The organism is Shewanella kaireitica (assembly GCF_023284045.1).
GTDB lineage: Bacteria > Pseudomonadota > Gammaproteobacteria > Enterobacterales > Shewanellaceae > Shewanella > Shewanella kaireitica.
Window position 1 is genome coordinate 197430 of the sequence record NZ_JAKIKQ010000001.1, and the last position, 13744, is coordinate 211173.

Below are 13744 nucleotides of genomic sequence, written 5' to 3' on the forward strand. Positions count from 1 at the left end.
TTGCTCAGCGGCAGCCGATAACTTGTTATCACTGCCGCAAATTGATATCTCTTATATAAGGCGCTCAATTGCCGATTGATTGAGCACCTTCACCGCTGAAAATGGCGTATGATCGCGCTTCCTTTATTTAGTCACTAAAGTCAGCAAAATAGCTGCTTGGCGATGATTGCCAAGCGCGACGCTTTCCTTTAATTTAGTGACCAGCTAATTTTATTATCAACCTCTTTATATGCGTGTTGCTATCACTGCGACACGTAACAGTTTGCTAGCCATTTTTTGCCGCAAGCTGCGTTTGGATTAAGGAATGTAATGCCAAGCTTAAATCGCATCGTACTGATTGATACTCACTTACCAGGCGTGGTCGAACTCGCCCTTGATGGCCATACCAACATATGCGGCACTAACGCATCGGGTAAAACCACGTTACAACGTTTGGTACCGGTTTTTTACGGTGAGTACCCAAGCCGAGTTGTCCCCTCTACACGTGATAGTTTTGAGCGCTGGTACCTGCCGCACGAATCAAGCTTTATCATCTATGAATATATCAAGTCTGACGGACTCGCTTATCAAGCGGTATTAGCCTCTGCAGGTGACGGCAAAGGGGTTAATTACCGCTTTATCGGTAAAGGTTTTGAGCTAGATGATTATATTAAAACTCAGCAGGGCGATAATATTCAGTGCTTTACCATGGCTGAACTTGGCCGTGAGATGAAGCGAGCGGGTATTGCGGTCACGAACTTACTCAATACTCGAGAGTTTAGGGCGATCATTCAGAACGATAGAGCATTATTGAGCACTGGTAGTAACCGTACCGAGTTACGTAATTACGCCCGTCAATTCTCACTCTGTGAGGCGGAGCACTCGCTGCGCCATATTGAAAAACTGGCGAAAGCGGTGCACTCAAAAGAGGGCAAGATGGAGACGATCAAATCGATGATCGCCGCTATTCTTGAAGAGGATGGTGTTAATCCTCCTAGCTCTCGCATTAACCCACAACATGTTGAGTCTTGGATCAAAGAGAGTCAGCTTATTCAGGGTTTTGAGCTTATCCGCCCTGAGTTTGAAAAGTTAGAGCAGGAGTTTGACCAGCTACTAAGCACTGAGCAGCGACTTGCCAGTCTGCGCCGCGGTTATAGCAAAGATGAAAGTGATGAGGTCGAAAGACAAGAGCATCACCAAGACTTGTCAAAAGCACTCAACGCTAAACTAAGAGAGTTGGACGAAGAGTGGAAAGAGCAACGTGACGAGCTCAACTTAGACTTGTCTGCCGCTAAGGGCGATGTGGCCAAGTGTGAACAAGAGTTAGATTCTATTGAAGATCAACACGCCTCATTTCAAGATGCTGAAATTGAACAAGCAAAATTGGATCTCGAACAGTTACCTAGCTGGCGTGGCAGCTTAGAAAACTTGTCAGAGCGACATAAGTTACAAACAGAAAAGCACCAAGATATTGAGGCCGCGTACAACGCCCGCCGTAGTAAAATTGGTGAAGGGCTTAACCGAGAGCTGGAAAACTTGCATCAAGAGCAAGATAGCTTAAGAGAGTCCCGCGATAAACAGCGTGAGCAAGGCCGCAGTGAATTAGCAGCATTAGAAGATCAATGGCGTGATGCTACTGATAAAGGTCAGGCTAAATTTAGCGAACAAGCCTATCAATTAAAGCTGTCTGCCGCAGAGCTGAAAGTACGCGTTGATAGCGTGACCTACTCGGAAGAGGAAAAACTGGCCTTAGCAGTATTTGATGAACGAATTACCCGCGCCGATGAGGAGCAAGAGAGCTGTAATGCTAAGGTTGACCGCTTTACGAGCGAAGAGCGTAAGCTGCGTGCTAAACGCGATCAAGCTAATGAAGGTTTGCGGGTGGCTGGCATTCGAGTCACAGAGCGCCAAAGCGAGCTTGAAGAGCTGCACCATATTTTGTTCCCACAGTCACACACATTACTAGAGTTCTTACGTAAAGAAGCCAATGGTTGGGAGAACACCTTAGGCAAGGTGATCAATTCAGAACTACTGCACCGTAGTGACTTGCACCCGACAATCAGTGGGGAAAACCTTGAAGCCTTATATGGCATAGCGCTTGATCTAAAGGCGATCGATTCGCCAGAGTACGCCGCATCTGAGCAGGAGCTACGCATTAAGCATGCTAACGCCGAAGAGATGTTAACCAGTGCGAAAGAGTTACAAGCTGAAGCAGAAGCTAAATTGGTGGCCGTTAATTCAGAGCTAGATGCCATGGCGCGTGAGCTAACATTTGCCCGCACAGCATACAAAAATAGCCGCGATGATCTGCGCCGTCTGTTTGATGATAAACGCGCTGAGCAGGAGAGGATCAACCAAGCACTTAATGAGCGAAAGTCTGCATCGCAGAAGCAACTTGCTAGACTCGACAGCGAGCTGAAGCAATTAAAGCAACAGCAGCAAGAGTGGCTTGAAGAGCAAAAAGAGCAGGCGCTAGAAGCGCGCATGGAGAAAAACGCTTATTGGCAAGAGGTTGTTGGTGCGTTAGACAATCAACTTGGCCAGGTTAAAGCGAATATCCAAAACCGCCGTGATCATGCTAAAAGCGAACAAAAGGCTTGCGAGCAGTGGTACAAGAATGAGCTTAAATCTCGCGGTATCGATGAAGCCAAAATTGTCGCGCTAAAAACCGAGATCCGCACCCTTGAAGCTAATATCAGTAAAGCGGAGCAACGCCGCAGTGAAGTGCTGCGCTATGACGATTGGTATCAACATACTTGGCTCAAGCGTAAGCCTAAGCTACAAACTGAGCTTAGCACTGTTAAGCAAGCTAGCTTATCGTTAGAGCAGCAGCTTAAGGCCAAATCTAATGAGGTCAAAGCCAAGCGTAGTGAGCTTGATAGTGAACGCAAGCGTTCTGACGCGGTACAAGTTGAAGCCTCAGAAAACCTAACTAAATTGCGCAGTGTTATGCGCAAACTGACCGAGCTAAAACTGCCTGCTAATAATGAGGATGCTCAAGGTGGTCTCAGCGAGCGTCTACGCCAAGGTGAAGATCAGCTGTTAAAGCGTGATTCATTGCTCGGCTCAGTGAAGCAGTATGTTGAACACTTTGATTCAGTGATTGCCAGTAAGTCAGGTTCTAGCTTATCTGAGACTTGGGAGCGTGCGCGTGAAGAGTCGAGCTTTATCAATGATAAAGGGATTCGTATTCTAGATTACCGCAAACTAGTGCCGCAGCTGGAGCAGTTACTGAACGTGATGGTGCCACAATCTATGATGGCACTGCGTGAGCAAGGACGGATCTTTGGCGTTGATCTCACCGCATTTTACGATGTACTGGCCGATATTGACCGCCGTATTGCCACTCAAAGCGCCCGTATTACTCGTGAGGTGGGTGAAGAGTTGTTCCTTGATGGGGTATCGGAGTCTGCAGTTAGAATTCGTTCGCGCATTAGTGAACTTGAGTTCTGGCCTGAACTTGAAGCCTTTGTAAAAGCATTCCGTCAGTGGAAGGCCGAAGGCTTTAGTGAGCTGCCGGGTGAGGACTACACTAACAGCATGCGCCGTGCATTAGATATTATCGGCCGCGCGGCATTATCGGGCGGGATCTCCAAGTTACTGGAGATTGAATTGCGCTTAAAAGAGGGCAATAGTGACCTGATAATACGTACCGATAGACAGCTTAATGAGTCATCAAGCCATGGTATGGCATATCTGATTTTATGTAAGTTCTTGTTGGCATTCACCCGTCTACTGCGTGGCAGGGCGGAGGTGACCATTCATTGGCCTATTGATGAGCTCGGCACCTTGCATCACGGTAACGTGAAAAAGATTTTTGATGCTTGTGAAAACAACAATATCTCAGTGTTGGGTGCATTCCCGAATCCTGAGTCTGAGGTGCTTAGCCTGTTTGCTAATCGTTATATTATTAATAAGCAAACCAAAAAACTGCAGGTGGTTAAACCACAAATCAATCCAATAGCCGAAAAACTTAGTCAGCGACGTACTCAGGAGGCTGTGTAATGAGTCAAGTAACAGAAACTACATTAGTGGGTACCAGTGCGCTGATTGAACGTTTATTAAAAGGCCAGTTTATTTGCCGGACCACCGATGAAGATGGTTGGCGTGCGCTTAAAAACCCAGACACTCGTGAGCGTGTTGAAGCCTATTTAAACCAAATAAACCGTACGATTGGATCGGCGGGCGAAGGTGAAGTGTTCTTTTGCGGTTATCAGCAACTAGGTGAAAGCGAGCGTAAGGTCATTTCGTCGCAATTTAAAGATATCTGTAACGCGCTTATCCCGCTGGTGGAATGGCTGGTGTTAGTGCAAGAAGGCAGTGGTCAAGACGCACCTTTATCAGAAGGCGCAGCGGTAAGACTAACAGAATTACAGACTCGCATTGAAGATACGCCGGCTTTTCGTGAGCAATTGGCTAAAATCAGCCACTATCGTCTGTTTGGCTCGACCAGTAGTAATGTTGATGCGCAGATAAAGTTAGTGTTTAAGCGTTTGGTGGAGCTCGGATATTTAACTAAGCCTAACGCAGAGAAGCAGATCTTTATCGCCACAGGTAAGCTTGATTATCTGTATGAAGTGATCCGCTTTATTGATGAGACTGAAGGCTTGAGCTTAGAGGCGCAAGCTGAAACTGCCACCCAAAGGGACTTGGTCTAATATGAGCAGTAACTTACATCAAGCTGGAGTTAAGCTGCTAAAACAGCTTGGACGTCATGCTGAATTAGTGATGGATGTGTATCTATCGGGCTCAGTGTCAGAAGATGAAACCAATGCGGCGGCCATAGAGAAGCTACGTAAAAGTGATATCTTATGGCGGCCTGAAGCGGATCAAGAGTTACGTTTAAAGCGTTCGGTACGTGCCTTATTAGAGGAGGCATTAAGCGATGAGCGTAACCGTCAAATAGACTCCAATGTCGGCAGTTCGCTAGCCAGCATTAAAACCTTGGCTGCTCATTATAAAGAAGCGCGTCACAATGTTGATTACGCTGCCTCTGAGGCTTATCTCGCTGACTTAAGTGAGCATGTCTATAGCTTTGCTGATGGTTTGCGTTATTCGATACGGGTACTGTGGAGCCGCATTAACAACGAGTTTGGTTATGTTGGGACCATCAACGCCAAAATTCGTGAAAATGAGCTGGCTCAAAAACAGGTAACAGAGCTGCTCAATGGCTTAGAGATGTTCCAGTTTAGCGAACTTGGTGAAATAGCGGGCGATATTCGTGAGCTAAGAAAGCTTTTGGTTACCTCATTACAAGATACGTTGAGTGATTGTACTCAAGAGTTAAGTGTGGTGCAGGGACGTCTGCTTGAGCTGCTTGGCCGTTTCCGTCAAATTCGTGGGCGTACTCGTTTACTTAAAGGTTGGCTGCTTTATACCGATCTTCATCCTGATTATCATCCCGCGGACCATGTTAGTCACAAACAGCTGCCAGCATTGTTTAATTGTGCAGAAGCGCTACTTGCTCCCGCTGCAGTAGATGTCCACAGTAGTTTGTATGAGCCTGAACTCTTTGAAATTGTCTCCAATATTAAGCGTATCGATAGGCTTAATGCTGGGCATGTAATAGCTGAGCAAGATGTATCAGTATCGCTAAGCCAAACTGAAGATTTTGATATTCCGGATAACCCGCTCAAGCTGGCGGTTGATGCCTACTTCTGTGCGGTGATTGATTCAGGCAAGAGTCAATCAGCATTAGAGTACCTCGATGAGCAAGCGTTAAGCTGGGATCGTGAAAGTTGGTTGTATCAAGTTATTTGTGGTTATGAAGGCTTGCCTGAAGAGCATAGACAGTATTTCGAGCTCGAGGCTATCGGTGAGTCAGACCCTGTTTATACTGGTAACTTCGTTATTCGTGATGTTGAGCTGTGGCTCGCCTAACTAAAGTCCATGCCAATTTAATTGCCAATGTGCTGCGAAAGCGCATTGGCAAGGTGTCCTTTAGCGCTAATTGGCAAAAGATATTCGCTGAGCTAGAGGTGGGCAGTGTCGATGAGTCTGGCCGCGCCTTGCGATTTAGTGCTGCGCAGTTACATCAACTGAATCAAATGTCGATGGTTTACTTTGGTAGCGAGCTACTCAAAGACTCCTTCGGGGGCACTCGCGCTGAGGTCGCCAAACACAGTCGCTATGAAAAGCTCGCAGCAATAGCCCCTGATGAACAGTATGTGCTGCTCAAGCCGCCACCTTTTTATATGAATCTTCCAGTTGAGTATTCACTTAGAATACCGCTTGCTGACGTCATTCAATTATTTGAATCTCAGACTGCAACGATTACTCACCTAGTGATTGTTGAAAACCTTGATGCCTTTGATTGTTGGCATCAGTTTTCGGTCGATGAATCGTTCAGCAATGCATTAGTGGTGTATCGAGGGCATAACGGATTGGGTAAAGGACTTAGTGTTTTGCTTGAGCTGCTACCTAAGAGTGTAACTGTTGTGGCATTCGTCGATGTCGATCCTGCTGGTATACAAATCGCACTTACTACTCCCAGAGTCACTCAGCTGCTCGCCCCAAGCATTGAAGCCCTTTCATCGCTAGTCGTTACTGCAAGCTCCACGGAAGACTACACTGCACAATATAAACAACTTAAATATATCCAACATCAAAGTGAAGTGTGGCAACCATTACAGCAGTTTATTATCGAGCATAGAGTCAGCATTAAGCAGCAGCATCTATTGGCTCATAAGCTAGGGTTAATTATCCATCCTCGAGCTTGTTAAGCATAAAAACTCAGCAGTTTCGCTTTAGATAACACTATGTACCGAAGTTGACTGGTGATAATGACTTTCGGATGTAGCTCTGTTGGTTTGTTGTGCTGTTTATTTTGCTTTTTACGGTTGTTGCTACCGCCATGTTTTTGCTGGTTTGTTTTTAATTTGTTGTTATGTTGTTTCTTGTGTAAAAGTTGCTTCAATCTGGCTTTAGGGTGAATAGTTGAATTTACTGTTTTTACAGGAGGTTACCTGGTTGCCGTTGAGGTGTTATAAGATTGTTTCATAAACTAATTTTATGGTTTTGATTGAAATTCTTGCCAGCATGTTTCACTATCCTTGCCACTAATAGATGGAAATTAAATATCCATCCAGATTGAAGGCAATAGCAGACATGCGTTAAGACATGTCGAATATAAGGCAAGTTAATGACTAAATCACTTTCTACTCGGATCTTTATAGGTCTGTTTTCAGGTTTGATCCTCGGTTCGATCATTCAATACTTCCTCGCAGATATCGGTTTCTTCAGCGGTACAGTAGTCGATATTGCTTCCGGCGCTGGCACCATGTTTGTAAACATGATCATGATGTTAGTTGTGCCATTAGTATTCGTTTCAATTGTATGTGGCGTTTGCGAACTAAAAGACCTCAATAGTTTTGGCCGTTTAGGCGGTAAAACGTTTGGCTTCTACATCATTAATACCTTGGTGGCTATTTTTGCCGCACTAGCTGTCGCTTTGCTGTTAGCGCCGGGTAAAGGCGTTGATATGTCGAGCAGTGGTGGTGTTGATATTGTCGCCACAGAGCTACCAAACTTAGTACAGCTGATTGTGGGTATCGTGCCTAGTAACCCTGTCGCAGCCTTTACATCTGGCAATATGCTACAAGTTATCTTTATGGCACTTTTGCTCGGCGGCGTGATTAAGTCACTTGGTGAAACGGCTAAAAGTGCTGTGAGTGGCTTTCAGGTTGCTAACAAAATCATGATGAAGCTCATTAGCGTGGTTATGCAGTTAGCACCTATTGGTGTGTTTGCATTGATGCTAAAACTCGGTGCAACCCTTGAAGCTGCGATATTTGGTAGCGTATTAGAATACCTTGTGGTGATTTTAAGTTTACTGCTGTTATGGATATTTGTAGTTTATCCATTTGCTGTAAGCATGTTTACTCCGGTGTCGGCCAAAGAATTCCGCGCTAAAACTCGTGAACAGATCCTATTTTCACTTTCAACAGCGAGCTCAAACGCCACTATTCCAGTCACAATGCGTACCCTCACCGAGAAACTCGGCGTTAATCGCGCCGTGGCAGGTTTTGGCGTACCGCTGGGGGCAACGATGAACATGGGCGGCGTATCAATTTACATCACCATTGCTATCTTCTTTGTTGCGAATGCGTTTGGCGCGCCAATAGGCATGGATCAGTTACCTGCGCTACTGTTTAGTATCTTCTTACTGTCTGTTGGCGCAGGCGGTGTTCCAGGTGGCGGAATGGTGATGATTGGCGTGCTTATTCATCAGATGGGTTTACCGGTTGAAGCATTCGCTATCGTTGCCGCGCTTGACCGTCTAATCGATATGGTACTGACTTCATGTAACGTAGTGGGTGACGCAGCAGTACTGACAATTGTTGATGAAACTGAAAAACGTGCAGAAGCTAAGCTGGTGACTGCTTAAAGCGCCACGGTTTATTTTAAAATGTCAGCGCTTAGCTGGCATTTTTTTTAGTCTATAATTTTACACTGATTAAAAAAATATCTTAATTCAATGGCTTCTGCGTCAATATTAAATTTTGCAGATGAACTTCTTCCAGAGCTCATTGAAATAGCTTCAAGTTCCAGACTCAGTGGCTTATTAGATTGGAATTCATGACGGAGCTTTCTATCTTTTTCTAATTCGCAGCTTTCGTTCGATACAAATGTAGAAGCAGAGCTTCTTCCACTCATTTGGCAAATAATACCATTTAAACCAACAATTAATAGACTGTCATCTGCGTAGTAAGCATAAGGAATGTTTGTTGTGAGGGTCGTTTTTATGTTGTGACTGGCGCTGTCACAACTAAAAGTTAGCTTATTATTTTCTTGTAACACACGCAGTGACAAGTCAGATTCTGTTGAACTAACGATTAAATGACTACGAGATTCAGCTAAGCTTGGTAAGCTGTTTATAAGGGGCAAAATGCATACGAATATTCTAAAAAATTTCACTATTCATCCTTGAGATCTAAATAGCTCATCCTATGAGCATGTTTCAATTTGCGGATGTTAGCATAGCTAAAGTCGATTTTAATAGACAAATATTCTTAATATATAAACGGTGGTGCGATTTAACGAACAATGTTTATGAGTGGTTAATATTGTTTGTATTTTGTTAGGTTTTTGGCTGGTATTACCTGCTTGCTTTCGTCATTTTAAAGTGAATACTGTTATTTCGAAGTGATAATTGATGGCAACTTTTTTGCAATTCAAATATTGCTTCGTCTAGGTTTTTAATCTCAAAACTTACACGACTGCTGAGTCCTGAGCTAAGTGAAATCGCTTCAAGATTCAATGTACCATCTGCTGAGCTGTTGAGAACATTAAGTATTGTGTGAAGATTATCGTTATCGCAATTAAAGCAAGATTTGAATTTAGAATCAGAGCCATCACCACTTAATTGGTGATGTAAGCCATTCAACTCAAAAATTAATAGACTAGGATCATCGTTGTAGGCAAAAAAGTGTTGAGTGTCGACAATGGTTTGAATTTCAGTATTCTCAATATCGCACTTAAATTGCAGAGTATTGCCCTCTTGGGTGGTTCTGATCTGTGCTGAATATTCGCTTAAGTCGAAGGTGAACTCACCAATAACTTCCGCTTTGGCAATTTGTATAGTTGTTAGTGACGATATTAATAAAAACCAAAACCAATTCTTCATGTTTACGTCCGATTTATTCCCTGTCAATAGTCCGTATTGACAACTGGACAGGACTTTAGCACGTAGACTATTTAACAATCTAGTCTCATAGTCAAAAAAATGCCGCTTGTCAGATATGTGACTCTGTTTTTGTGAGTCTGTTCATAAATTGTCCTTGTTTGGGTATATATTCAATAATAACAGTGACTTTTCTAAATTAGCTTTAGTTTATTCTTTATTTTTTTGTTGTGCTTTCGCTCTGACATTGTGGTGTTATCGTTACTTTTTTATGAGTGCTTGTGGTAGGGCTGCTGTATCGTGGTTAAAGGGTTGAGCGGTGCTTGCTTTCTTAGCTTAAATGAAAAGTGATATGTCGAGTAGTGGTGGTGTACCAAACGGCGACATGGTGATGATTGGCGTGCTTATTCATCAGATGGGCTTACCGGTTGAAGCATTCGCTATCGTTGCCGCGCTTGACCGTCTAATCAATATGGTACTGACTTCATGTAACGTAGTGGGTGACGCAGCAGTACTGCCCATTGTTGATGAAACAGAAAAGCGCGCAGAAGTTAAGCTAGAGACTGCATCAAACAGCGTTACCTCAAGCTAGCTTAAGGGCTGCTTGATCATAAAAACTCGCCTAAATTGGCGAGTTTTTTTGTATGGATTTTAAAATGTTATTTTTCTTGTTTTAGCCGACGACTTAGTGCGCTTTGGCTAATGCCGAGCATTCTAGCTGCGGCTGTCTGGCTATTGGCAGTGCGGCTCATTGCCTCATTAATCAATGCATCTCCCATCTGCGCCAATGTCGGCAGTTCTTTTGGAAAGACTAACTGATCACTATCCTGAGCAGTTACCTTGCTTAGGTTGATGGCCTCCATAAAAGGACTGATATTGAGTTGAATACCATCGCTTCTGCTTACCGCATCAAACACCATACCTTTTAATTCATGCAAATTGCCGGGAAACTCATAGTCGGCGAGTTGTGAGGAGAGGGTGCTCGGTTGATCTGGCCGTGGCAGGTTCATCTCTTCGGCGGCTAAGGTGATGAAGTGATTGATCAACATGAATAGATCGAGCCTACGTTGCCTAAGCGGAGGCAGTTTAATGGTGTGAGAACGTAGACGGTAGAGAAGGTCGTTACGGAACTTGCCCATTTTACTTAAGGTCAGCAGATCATGTTGCGTTGAGGTGATGATTTTACACAGTACTGGATAGGCTTTGTCACTACCAATGGGGTAATACTGTTTATGCTCAATCACATCCACTAGTTTGGCTTGGGCTTCAATCGGCAGATCGCCAATCTCATTTAAATATAGTAAGCCTGATTGAACCTGATGCAACACACCAGCTTGGGCGCTGACTTGACCATTATCTAAGGTCTTAATTTGGCCAAACAGTTGCAGTTCAAAAGCACTAGCGCTTATTCCGGCAAGATTAACGTTGATAAAAGGCGCGTCTGGACAGCACAGTTGATGAGCAGATTTGGCAAACTCATCTTTGCCGGTACCACTCTCACCTTGAATTAGGATAGGCTCCGGACTAGGCGCAACCGCTTCAAAATAACGAAACTGATCAAGCAAGGCGGGTTCACAAGTCAAAATATTATTGAATGCTTCTGGCTGGGAAAGCGTTTTACTGAGAAAGCTCTCTTTAATTCTCAAATAATTACGTTCCAGCCCCACGACTTCTAATGCGCGGCGCACTGTGCGGGCAAGATCGTCAACATTATCGGTTTTGATAAAGTAGTCGTAAGCGCCGTGTTTAATGCAACGCACAGCGGTATCGACCTCATTGACACCAGTGACTATGATGACCCGAGTATTGGGATGGCTATTGCGGATCATATCCAATAGCTCTTCACCTGAGTGGAACGGCATAGTTAAGTCGAGTAAAACTAAAGCGTAATCACCGACTTCAAGACGGTTCATCACCTGCCGGCTGTCGACACAGGTATCGATTTTTGCTTCGGGCACTAATCGGTTGAGCGTTATTGCAAGGGTACGTAACCAAGATGCTTCATCGTCGACAAGTAGAATATTTCTGGCTAGTTTCACGTTTGAGTCTCCAATGGGAAGCGAAGGGTGATTACGGTGCCTTTGCCAATACGCGATTTTATCTGCATATCAGCGTTGTGTTCCTTAATGATGCGGCTACAAACCGACAGTCCAAGCCCGGTGCCACCACTTGAGCGTCTTGTGGTGAAAAATGGCTCGGTGATCCGTTGCAATGTCGCTCTGTCCATACCTTGACCTTTATCGGTAATCGTCAAGTAAGCAAATTCTGACTTAGCGTGAGTTTTGAGCACAATATGCTGGTCATTATCATAAGTGTCAGCATCCAATACGATGGCATGGCAGGCGTTCTGAATTAAGTTGATTAGCACTTGGTTCAACTGCTGTGCATCGCCTTTAATAATGGGACTCGGACTGGATAAGTCAGTGACTACGTTTAAGGTTTTTATCTGGTTGGCTGTTAAGCGCAAAGAGACCTGTACCACTTCATTAAGTGATATTGCTTGGTATTCATCAGCAATGGTCGGTAAGGCATAGCGTTTTAAGTCGTTAACGATACGGCTAATACGATCGGCACCTTCAACAATCGATTGGCTACTCAGATTGAGCTCAGTTAATGCCGATGTAGGCTCTAGTCCTGCAATATTCCAAAATGGGTTCTGTTTCTGGTAGCTATCAGCAGCGATAGAAAGATCGGCTAGGGCATCATTTATAAACGCTATCGAGTGGATGATTATGCCGGTGGGATTATTGATTTCATGGGCGATACCTGCTGAAAGCTCTCCTAAAGAGGCCAAGCGACTGGCCTCGTCATTAGCTTGACGCAGTAGTTGTTGCTCTGTGGTCTCTTCCAGCAAAATAACTGCTTGGTCGTCGCCAATGGGATGCAATTGTAACTGCCAATGCTGGTTTTTAATAACCATATCAGCGATGGTGGAACGGTTGCTGTCTAAGGTTTCAAGTAGGCTTGGCAATAGTTTGAATGGTTGACCATCGATGTAGTGGAACTCAGGATTTTTGAGTAGTTGATTATTATCATTACTCCACAGGCATTCACCTTGTCGATTAAATAAGGTCACTCCATGAGGGATACCGTCGAGTACTGACTGGAACTGTTTCGACAGGTTAGAAATAGCCGCTTCTGCTTTTTTCCGCTGAGCTAACTCTAGTTTTAATGCTTTACTGCGCTTACGTAAGCTAAGACTGACATACCCTGTGAGCAGCATGCCGACAGCAGAGATCAAACTGACAAAAATTGCCAGTGACAACATACGTTGTTGCGCGGAGTTCAGATCGACTTTTTCTCGTCCTGTACCAAACCACTTATTGACGAGACGGTCATATTCTCCGGACAATTTTAGCTGCCGTAATGCATCATTAATATGCGCCATTAAGGCTGCATTTTTGCGATTACTAACAAAGTTAAACGCACCATATATCAGTGGGTCACTGGAACTTCTAATTGATGGATACAATGGCATTAATCGTCTGGCTACAAAGTTTTCTGCGATCACTACATCGACTTGTCCCTTTATTAATAACTGAAACCCCGTTTCGTAAAGGTCAACATCGACCCTTTTAAAGTCTTGTTGTTTGCCTGAGATATACACATCGACAAAGGCCCCTTTTTTAATAGCGACTCGTTTACCTTTTAGATCGTCCCAGCCATCAATGAAAGACTTGCCTTGAAGTGTGTAAGCTTTCGCGTGGGTGGCATAGATAGGATCGGACTGGCTCAGATCTCGATCGATTGTCACTGGGCTTACAACCGCAATCACATCAATTAGTGATTCAGGGTTATGAACATCATCTAGTAGCTGCTGAAAGGTCTTACGTCTAACAACAATACGGTTACCGGTGAGTTGACCGATCCGATCCAGTAGCTCCAAGTTAAAGCCTTGATCGACCCCGTTATTACGCCATTCAAGCGGAGCTGTTTTTGAATGAACACCAAACACAATACTATTGCTCTCTTTAGCTACTGCAGTTTGGCTGAGCAGCACTGAAGTCATTACCAGCAGTGTGCATAAAAGTTTAACAAATATTTTCATGGGTTAATCTTAGCATGCACTTATACACGTTAACTGTGCAGTAATTCTCGGTTTTTGACCGCTACAACAGCGATCTAATAGCGCTATATCCCTGT

9 protein-coding genes and 1 pseudogene are annotated in these 13744 nt (G+C 44.2%); 6 read left to right on the top strand and 4 right to left on the bottom strand.

The features are described from left to right. The first annotated feature begins 309 nt into the window (after positions 1-309). The 5 genes from L2730_RS00795 to L2730_RS00815 all read left to right on the top strand — a co-directional run bounded on the left by L2730_RS00795 (position 310) and on the right by L2730_RS00815 (position 8365). Entirely contained in the window at positions 310-3984 is a 3675-nt protein-coding gene (locus tag L2730_RS00795) for an ATP-binding protein (RefSeq protein ID WP_248972845.1), read from the top strand. Then, positions 3984-4637, top strand: coding sequence for a condensin complex protein MksE (locus tag L2730_RS00800; RefSeq protein ID WP_248972846.1), 654 nt, complete (start codon positions 3984-3986; stop codon positions 4635-4637). Before L2730_RS00795 ends, L2730_RS00800 begins: the two co-directional genes overlap by 1 nt. A 1-nt stretch (position 4638) precedes the next feature. Beyond that, positions 4639-5859: a phosphoenolpyruvate carboxylase gene (locus L2730_RS00805; RefSeq protein ID WP_248972847.1), complete on the top strand. Its 1221-nt coding sequence runs from the start codon at positions 4639-4641 to the stop codon at positions 5857-5859. Then, positions 5847-6701, top strand: a complete 855-nt coding sequence (locus tag L2730_RS00810; RefSeq protein WP_248972848.1) for a DUF7281 domain-containing protein — start codon at positions 5847-5849, stop codon at positions 6699-6701. The genes L2730_RS00805 and L2730_RS00810 overlap by 13 nt, the downstream gene beginning before the upstream one ends. Before the next feature lie 419 nt (positions 6702-7120). Further along, positions 7121-8365, top strand: coding sequence for a dicarboxylate/amino acid:cation symporter (locus L2730_RS00815; protein WP_248972849.1), 1245 nt, complete (start codon positions 7121-7123; stop codon positions 8363-8365). Between the two features lie 47 nt (positions 8366-8412). Here the strand turns inward: L2730_RS00815 and L2730_RS00820 are convergent, their stop codons facing one another. Continuing rightward, positions 8413-8895, bottom strand: coding sequence for a hypothetical protein (locus tag L2730_RS00820; RefSeq protein WP_248972850.1), 483 nt, complete (start codon positions 8893-8895; stop codon positions 8413-8415). Between the two features lie 181 nt (positions 8896-9076). Continuing rightward, positions 9077-9604, bottom strand: coding sequence for a hypothetical protein (locus L2730_RS00825; RefSeq protein ID WP_248972851.1), 528 nt, complete (start codon positions 9602-9604; stop codon positions 9077-9079). A gap of 358 nt (positions 9605-9962) precedes the next feature. Here L2730_RS00825 and L2730_RS00830 point away from each other — a divergent pair. Then, a pseudogene (locus L2730_RS00830) lies at positions 9963-10193 on the top strand (cation:dicarboxylate symporter family transporter); the annotation flags it as partial. Positions 10194-10260: 67 nt separating this feature from the next. On the opposite strand, the gene L2730_RS00835 reads toward L2730_RS00830, so the two are convergent. Both L2730_RS00835 and L2730_RS00840 read right to left on the bottom strand, forming a co-directional pair. Then, positions 10261-11640 (bottom strand): sigma-54-dependent transcriptional regulator, encoded by a 1380-nt coding sequence (locus L2730_RS00835; RefSeq protein WP_248972852.1) that lies wholly within the window; start codon positions 11638-11640, stop codon positions 10261-10263. Further along, positions 11637-13649, bottom strand: a complete 2013-nt coding sequence (locus L2730_RS00840) for an ATP-binding protein (protein WP_248972853.1) — start codon at positions 13647-13649, stop codon at positions 11637-11639. The genes L2730_RS00835 and L2730_RS00840 overlap by 4 nt, the downstream gene beginning before the upstream one ends. Positions 13650-13744 lie beyond the last annotated feature (95 nt).

Excerpts from the sequence above, each read along its gene's own strand:
- L2730_RS00825 (WP_248972851.1), bottom strand. The coding sequence starts at position 9,604 with ATGAAGAATTGGTTTTGGTTTTTATTAATATCGTCACTAACAACTATA.
- L2730_RS00800 (WP_248972846.1), top strand. The coding sequence starts at position 3,984 with ATGAGTCAAGTAACAGAAACTACATTAGTGGGTACCAGTGCGCTGATT.
- L2730_RS00795 (WP_248972845.1), top strand. The coding sequence starts at position 310 with ATGCCAAGCTTAAATCGCATCGTACTGATTGATACTCACTTACCAGGC.
- L2730_RS00805 (WP_248972847.1), top strand. The coding sequence starts at position 4,639 with ATGAGCAGTAACTTACATCAAGCTGGAGTTAAGCTGCTAAAACAGCTT.
- L2730_RS00815 (WP_248972849.1), top strand. The coding sequence starts at position 7,121 with ATGACTAAATCACTTTCTACTCGGATCTTTATAGGTCTGTTTTCAGGT.
- L2730_RS00840 (WP_248972853.1), bottom strand. The coding sequence starts at position 13,649 with ATGAAAATATTTGTTAAACTTTTATGCACACTGCTGGTAATGACTTCA.